We start from the raw sequence: 5,890 nt of genomic DNA, 5'->3' as shown, positions 1-5,890 counted from the left end.
CGCAGGGGGACAACAGTGGTACTGCTCATCTCGGCGTATCGCTCCTTCGGGAGGTTCAGGCAGGCTTCCACCCACCTCGATACGCCGCCTCTCTCACATCGCCATCACCCAGTTTCGGCCATAGCTCCCGCATGGTTTATCCCTATCCACGTCGGGAGGTAATCCGGCGGGTGTCAGAAAGGTCGGGCATGCGGGGTTGCCGGAGGCGCTTCGAGCGGCGGATCCTTTGCTCGGTGGTACTGGCATCCATCTATCTATCTCATCCCCACGGGTTGATGTTAGCAGGCTGCGGAAATTCGCTGCTCCAGCCCAGCCACACGAACAATCCGAATTGGACAGACCGTGATGTGCACAACACTGCTGTGCCCGAATCGTACGCAGCGTAATAAATTTTCGTAGAAGCCTCGCCAAAATCGAATTTCCGCAGCCTGTTAGAGCAAGTTCAAGGAAAATGGGGCCGAACGCATCGTCTTGATTGACCCGGACTGATCCGTCCCGCACCAGTTCCAGCCCTGCAACCAGGGTGCTGGCGAGCGCCGCCCGGAGCCGGATGGGCCGGTCGGGCGTGTGGTCTAGGAGCGGCGGCAGGCAGCGCTCAATGGGCACACCGGCCGGGGTCTGCCGGAGCAGTTCGGTGATGCGCTTCAGGGCATCCGGAATGCGCCACAGATCGAGCGGGGCCGGGCGGTAGCTGGCCGGCGGTTCGGCCCCCTGCCCTTCCCTGCCTTCCAGGAGGACGAGGGTGGCTTCCAGGAAGCTGACATAGAGCTCCGCCCGGCGCTCGAGCCGGATCCCTCCCCCGCTGTTCTCGATGGCCCCCACCAGCTGATCCGTCAGGGCCAGGATGGAGAGCGGACCGAGGTCGACCCGCTGGCGGCGCACCATCTCCAGCAGGAAGTCGAGCGGGCCCTCGAAGCCCTCGACGCTCAGATGTGGGGTGGCTTCGCTTGCGAGAGAGTGGGGCTCCCTCCCCTCCCCGTCCCAGCTTTCGGCCGGCGCCTCGAGGATGTCGGCCTCAGCCACTTGCGCCCCGCCCCTGCCGGGTACCGGACTTCCGACCCTTGCCTTCCGGATCAGACTCGCTCGCCTCGGCCCCAGCACCCACCCCCGGCGCGTAGTCCGGCCGCAGGTCGAGGGAGAGGTCAGGCCAGGCGCGGCGGAGCCGGGCAAGGGCGCCCCAGGGCGACCAGTCGGCCGACCAGAAGCCCACCCGCATCTGCCCCATCCTCTTCCTGCGCCCGTCAAGCGTGCTCGGCAGGGCTTCGACGTGCCGGAGGGGCCGGGTCACGCCCCAGTGGCCGCGCAGCCAGTCCCGACTCGCCCCCTCCTCCGGCCCGAGGGCGAGTACCGAGGCCGGGATCGGCAGCAACCGGTGCAGGTCAAAGGGACAGCTCCGGTCAGTCGCCATGCGGGCCAGCGCCCGCTGGTGGTTCAGGGCGACCGCCTCGCGCAGGCGCCGCGCCAGGATCTTGGCGCCCGCGAGGCTGATCGCGCGTACCCCGTCCTGCGGGGCCGCCATAGGGAGGAGGTAGTCCTCCTCAAGCTCCGCTAGGTCCAGCACCCAGGGGATCACGCCCGGCCCGGCCGCCGCCGCCTCGAACTGCGCGACCCTCTCCGCCGGCCCGCTCACCGTCAGCCTGTTGTAGAGCCAGTCCACCGGCTCCGGGCGGGGTTGCCAGGGGCGGTCCGGTGGGCCGGCCTCAGGCTGGCCCGAGAGGGACAAAGGCCCCCTTCCCTCCCCCTCCACTTCTTCCATCTGCCACCCCCTCTGCGTCACAGGTCGAGCAGCCGCGCCGGGCTGTCCCGCGTGATCCGGGCCCGGCGCCGATAGCCCTGGGTGGTGGCGATGCTCTTCTGCCGCGTGTGATGCATCACCTGCTCATCGAGCGCGCCCTTGAGAAAGGCCTCGGTGATGAACCCCGCTGTGGGTTTTCTTTAAAGTGAAGAATGCACGGACGATGAGGATCCTGATCCTCAAATCGTAGAATTCAGCGTCCTGTTCCACCTTCTCTGCGCCAAAGATCCTGCTCGGTCAACGTCTTCAAGGTGCGCCCCGCAAGACCCGAACTCGAAGCTATTCGACGATCATCGGAAGTGAGGCGCCAATTTAAGGAAAATCGGCCAGAGCAAATGGCTGATTTCGCTACAGCCATGAGTCTACGCTTCTCGGAAAACTCACACGACTGTGGTGACCTTGTTCGAGTTGGCTCAAGCGCTTGGCTGCACGCCGGTCGACCTCGTCACGCCGGAGGACCAGGTGGAGCCGGTGCCGATGGTCAAAGGGCACTCAGCTCAGCCTGGGCCATAGTTCAGGGCGACGGGCGCTCCCCAGCCACCGGCCGCGCAACCCGCTTCTTCGTCGCCGCAAAGAGTGGTACAGATTTCTGTACGCCTGCCCTATATCGGGCAGAAGCGGAGGTGCCCGATGACGCATGTTTCCTACACTGAGCTGCGACAGAACCTGTCGCGCTATCTGGACGAGGCTGTCGAGGCCCGGGCACCGGTCGTGGTCACGCGCCAGGGCGGCAAGGGCAACGTGGTCATGATCTCCGAGGAGGAGTTTGCCGGTTGGCAGGAGACGGTTCACCTCCTGAGCAGCCCCAAGAACGCCAGGCGGCTGCTGCGCGGCATGCGCCAGGTCGAGGCCGGCCAGACCTCGGCCCATGACTTGCTGCCGCCCAAGGCCTCCTCCCAGGCGTGAAGGTTCACTTCGGCAGCGATGGCTGGGCCGACTACCTGCATTGGGCCCGCACAGATCCGGACATCCATCGCCGGCTGAACGAGCTGATCGAGGACGTGCGCCGGCAGCCCTTCACGGGCCTCGGCAAGCCGGAGGCCCTGAAGGGCGACCTCTCAGGCTGGTGGTCGCGGCGCATCACAGGCGAGCACAGGCTAGTGTACCGGGTGCAGGGCCGGAAAGGCGAGGATCAGCGGGCCGAAATCATCCAGTGCCGATATCACTACTGATGGCGAGCTGGTGGAGAGCTTCCTTCAGCGGGCGGAGACGTCCGGGCACGAGGCGATCGTGGTCACGCTCGACACGACCGAACTCGGCTGGCGCCCGCGCGACCTGGATCACGGGCACCTGGCTTTCCTGCACGAGCGCGGCATCGCCAACTACGTCTCCGCCCCCGTTTTCGGTCGGCTCTCTTTCGATGATGCCAGTTCCGGCGAGCAGCCGCCGATCCGCCCGGGCGCGCTCCCGTCCGTGCTCCAGTTGCTCCGGTCCTGGCCCGGCGGGTCACTCAGGGCACGCCTCCCGGAAGAAGGCCAGCGTATTATCCAGGCCGGGAGTGCGAGGGATGTCCAACGTGGCGGCTCGTCCCGGCGTGCGGCCCGCACCGTCCGGCGGCGTCATGCGGCACCCGTCATCTGTGCCGCAGCCCGATCGAGCAGCGCGACGACCTCGGTGTCCTCCGTTTGGCGGAAGTCGTCATAGTGCAGGCCGACGGCTCGGAAATCCCGCGGCGTGTCCAGGAAGACCGCCTCGTCACACAGGCCTTGTAGAGCCTTGGCCACGTCGAGCGGGACCACGGGCGCGGCCAGCACGACCCGTTGCGCCGCGCCGGAGGCGACAAGCGCGCGGAGCGCGACACGCACCGTGGCGCCGGTTGCGATTCCGTCATCGACAACCACGGCAGTGCGGCCGTCGAGCGCCACCGGTGGCCGGCCGCGCAGATAGGCCGCGCGGCGCCGCTCGATCTCGGCAAGCTGGCGTGCGGCCTCCTGTTCAATATAGGCGTCAGACACCTGGAGCTGGCGCACGATGTCCTCGTTGAGCACGGTCTCCGGCCGCGACCCGTCCACCACGGCGCCAGCGGCGAGTTCGGGATAGCCCGGCGCGCCGATCTTGCGCACGAGCAGGAGATCCAGCGGGGCGCCGAGCGCCTCCGCCACCTCGAACGCAACCGGCACGCCCCCGCGCGGCAGCGCGAGCACGACGGGGTCTTGGTCCTTCAGATGCAGCAGGCGCCCGGCCAGTTGACGGCCAGCATCGGATCGGTTTCGAAAGATCATGGCGGGCAGCTCCCTGGCGCCAAGCGCAGCATGGACCAGCCGCGCGCCAGAGCGACAATGGATTCCAGCGTCCCCGGTTCCTCGAACAGGTAACCGGCACCGGGCACCATCTCTATCCCCATCTTACAAGATCATTCGGCAGTGGCGGCCCGATTCAGCGCCAGCACCTCAGTATCCAGACCCTCGGACGAGAGCAGCCAGCCTGTCGCCTGCACCAGGCGGTCGGTGAGCAGGGGGAATGTTGAAGGCCTCGTGGCGGTCGCCCGCTTTCTCAGGCAGCAGCAGGTCGAAAAGCGGCGTGCGAGGCCGTGGCGGCGCAGTTGCGCGGCGATGGCGGTGTTGCGCGGGCTGAGCTGGCTGCTGCCGCTGCCATGCACGAAGGTCACCACGCCGCGCCCCGGCCCAGGCGGGAAAAGGGTACCTGCAGCCCGAGCGGCGGGATCGTCACCTCGCGCCGCGTCTCGCTCATCGCCGTGCACTCGGCTGGACCACCATGACCTCAGCCCCAAGGCCCACCCGTTCATCGCCAGAGCGTGGGGCGTCAGTAACTGAAACTGCTCCCGAAATACGCCCTGGTACTGGAACCCAGGCAGGAGTTGCACTCCAAGGATCAGCGTCCGCGTCTCGTCCAGTGCCGTTGTCACTCGCTCGTGCAGCGCCATCGCAGGCCTACATCACTCGGCCATAGGTGACGCATGAGCAACACATCGCGAACGGCGGCGTTTCGAGGAGCATGGCACGATCCGGGCTGATACGACTACCTCCGGCCGCGGTTGATCTCAGCATTTCACGGAGCATCGCGCGCAGGGCACGTACCCCGGTGCAGCGCGGGGCGAGGGTCCTCACCAGGGCGGCCGACGAGAAGCTGCTGATCGCGGTGGTCGGCCTTGCTTGGCTTGGCATTCGGCTGATGAACGCCGACGTGCGCACACGGCGTCGAGCTGATCACCTGGCACGGACCACGGCAGCCGCGGCAGCACTGACCTACGTCGCCAAGTGCCTCGTGGACAAGGAGCGGCCAGACCACCGAGTGGTGGGCTGGCGGCGCCACGGCGTGCCACGCTCCGTCCGACCCTACAACAGTTTCCCTTCCGGGCACGTCGTCCATTTGGCGGCAATCGGGGCTGGGCTTGCGCGATCGGTGCCACATGCCTGGAAGAAACATCTCTGGCTGACGATGGGAGGGCTTGGGATGACGCGTCTGGTGCTGCTTGCCCACTGGCCGACTGATCTGGCCTCCAGCTTCGCGATCGGCATCGGGCTGGAGGCGGCGCTGCACCGCCTCCTCGGCCCGGCCGGCGTGACGGAGGAGCAGGCCGGCCCTCGCTCCGGTATCGCCCGCCATAAAGGATCGTTGCTGAGCGCCATCACTGAAGGGCGCCGTCCATAAGCAGGTTGTCACGACTGGGCTGGACCTCGTCAAACACTGGTTTCAGGTTCACGGTGTTGGACTTCCCCGGGAGAAGTGGCTCTCCCGCAAGTTATGTGGTGGGCTCGCTTGCTGAGGCGCGATCCCCTGATTTGAGAGGATGGCGTATCATGCAGGATGAACGAGCTGCTTTATGTTCCTGAATGCCATGTTGATGAAGTGAAGGTCGAGACATCCGGGCAACTCCACCTCGCCGTACATGGAAGATGTACTGGCTCCGTTGCAAAGATTGGCGAGGGCCATGGATCATCGATGCAAGGGGGTGGATCAGGCGTGTCCGTCGTCGAATGCTTTGGGAGGCTTTGTCAGATTGGCGTCCTAGTCGGGCAGTGACAGGGTCCTTGGTATGACAACCTCTCCCAATCCCTTCCGCGGCCTCCGGTACCCGGCCGAGGTCATTCAGCATGCGGTGTGGCTGTATCACTGCTTCAGTTTGAGCTTGCG

Annotated in this window: 9 protein-coding genes; 4 read left to right on the top strand and 5 right to left on the bottom strand. The window is 66.3% G+C overall.

The window, feature by feature from the left end:
- Positions 1-93: 93 nt before the first annotated feature.
- Together ACO1BU_RS35680 and ACO1BU_RS35675 are read right to left on the bottom strand one after the other, a co-directional pair.
- Positions 94-1,023, bottom strand: a complete 930-nt coding sequence (locus ACO1BU_RS35680; RefSeq protein WP_424140631.1) for a hypothetical protein — start codon at positions 1,021-1,023, stop codon at positions 94-96.
- On the bottom strand, positions 1,016-1,756 hold the full coding sequence (locus ACO1BU_RS35675) for a hypothetical protein (RefSeq protein ID WP_424140630.1): 741 nt from the start codon (positions 1,754-1,756) through the stop codon (positions 1,016-1,018). The genes ACO1BU_RS35680 and ACO1BU_RS35675 overlap by 8 nt, the downstream gene beginning before the upstream one ends.
- Positions 1,757-2,425: 669 nt before the next feature.
- Between ACO1BU_RS35675 and ACO1BU_RS35670 the strand changes: the two genes are divergently transcribed.
- Genes ACO1BU_RS35670 through ACO1BU_RS35660 form a run of 3 tightly spaced genes read left to right on the top strand, consistent with a single transcriptional unit; the run spans position 2,426 to position 3,439 of the window.
- Positions 2,426-2,701, top strand: coding sequence for a type II toxin-antitoxin system Phd/YefM family antitoxin (locus tag ACO1BU_RS35670; protein WP_424140629.1), 276 nt, complete (start codon positions 2,426-2,428; stop codon positions 2,699-2,701).
- Positions 2,698-2,967, top strand: coding sequence for a Txe/YoeB family addiction module toxin (locus ACO1BU_RS35665; RefSeq protein WP_424140628.1), 270 nt, complete (start codon positions 2,698-2,700; stop codon positions 2,965-2,967). Before ACO1BU_RS35670 ends, ACO1BU_RS35665 begins: the two co-directional genes overlap by 4 nt.
- Before the next feature lie 10 nt (positions 2,968-2,977).
- Positions 2,978-3,439: an alpha-hydroxy-acid oxidizing protein gene (locus ACO1BU_RS35660; RefSeq protein WP_424140627.1), complete on the top strand. Its 462-nt coding sequence runs from the start codon at positions 2,978-2,980 to the stop codon at positions 3,437-3,439.
- Here the strand turns inward: ACO1BU_RS35660 and ACO1BU_RS35655 are convergent.
- From ACO1BU_RS35655 to ACO1BU_RS35645, 3 genes are read right to left on the bottom strand one after another with little or no spacing between them, the layout of a single operon-like run.
- A complete protein-coding gene (locus tag ACO1BU_RS35655; protein WP_424140626.1) occupies positions 3,355-4,017 on the bottom strand; it encodes a phosphoribosyltransferase in 663 nt (220 codons plus the stop codon). The two genes, ACO1BU_RS35660 and ACO1BU_RS35655, sit on opposite strands and share 85 nt — an antisense overlap.
- Positions 4,014-4,139, bottom strand: coding sequence for a hypothetical protein (locus ACO1BU_RS35650; RefSeq protein ID WP_424140625.1), 126 nt, complete (start codon positions 4,137-4,139; stop codon positions 4,014-4,016). The genes ACO1BU_RS35655 and ACO1BU_RS35650 overlap by 4 nt, the downstream gene beginning before the upstream one ends.
- A 9-nt stretch (positions 4,140-4,148) precedes the next feature.
- Positions 4,149-4,406, bottom strand: coding sequence for a hypothetical protein (locus ACO1BU_RS35645; RefSeq protein ID WP_424140624.1), 258 nt, complete (start codon positions 4,404-4,406; stop codon positions 4,149-4,151).
- Between the two features lie 344 nt (positions 4,407-4,750).
- Here ACO1BU_RS35645 and ACO1BU_RS35640 point away from each other — a divergent pair, with 344 nt between their 5' ends.
- Positions 4,751-5,407, top strand: coding sequence for a phosphatase PAP2 family protein (locus tag ACO1BU_RS35640; protein ID WP_424140623.1), 657 nt, complete (start codon positions 4,751-4,753; stop codon positions 5,405-5,407).
- Positions 5,408-5,890: the final 483 nt, after the last annotated feature.

Source organism: Roseomonas chloroacetimidivorans (genome assembly GCF_049629625.1).
Taxonomy (GTDB): domain Bacteria; phylum Pseudomonadota; class Alphaproteobacteria; order Acetobacterales; family Acetobacteraceae; genus Roseomonas; species Roseomonas chloroacetimidivorans.
The sequence above is the reverse complement of the archived record's forward strand: the minus strand, read 5'-3'. Positions and strand labels throughout refer to the sequence as shown.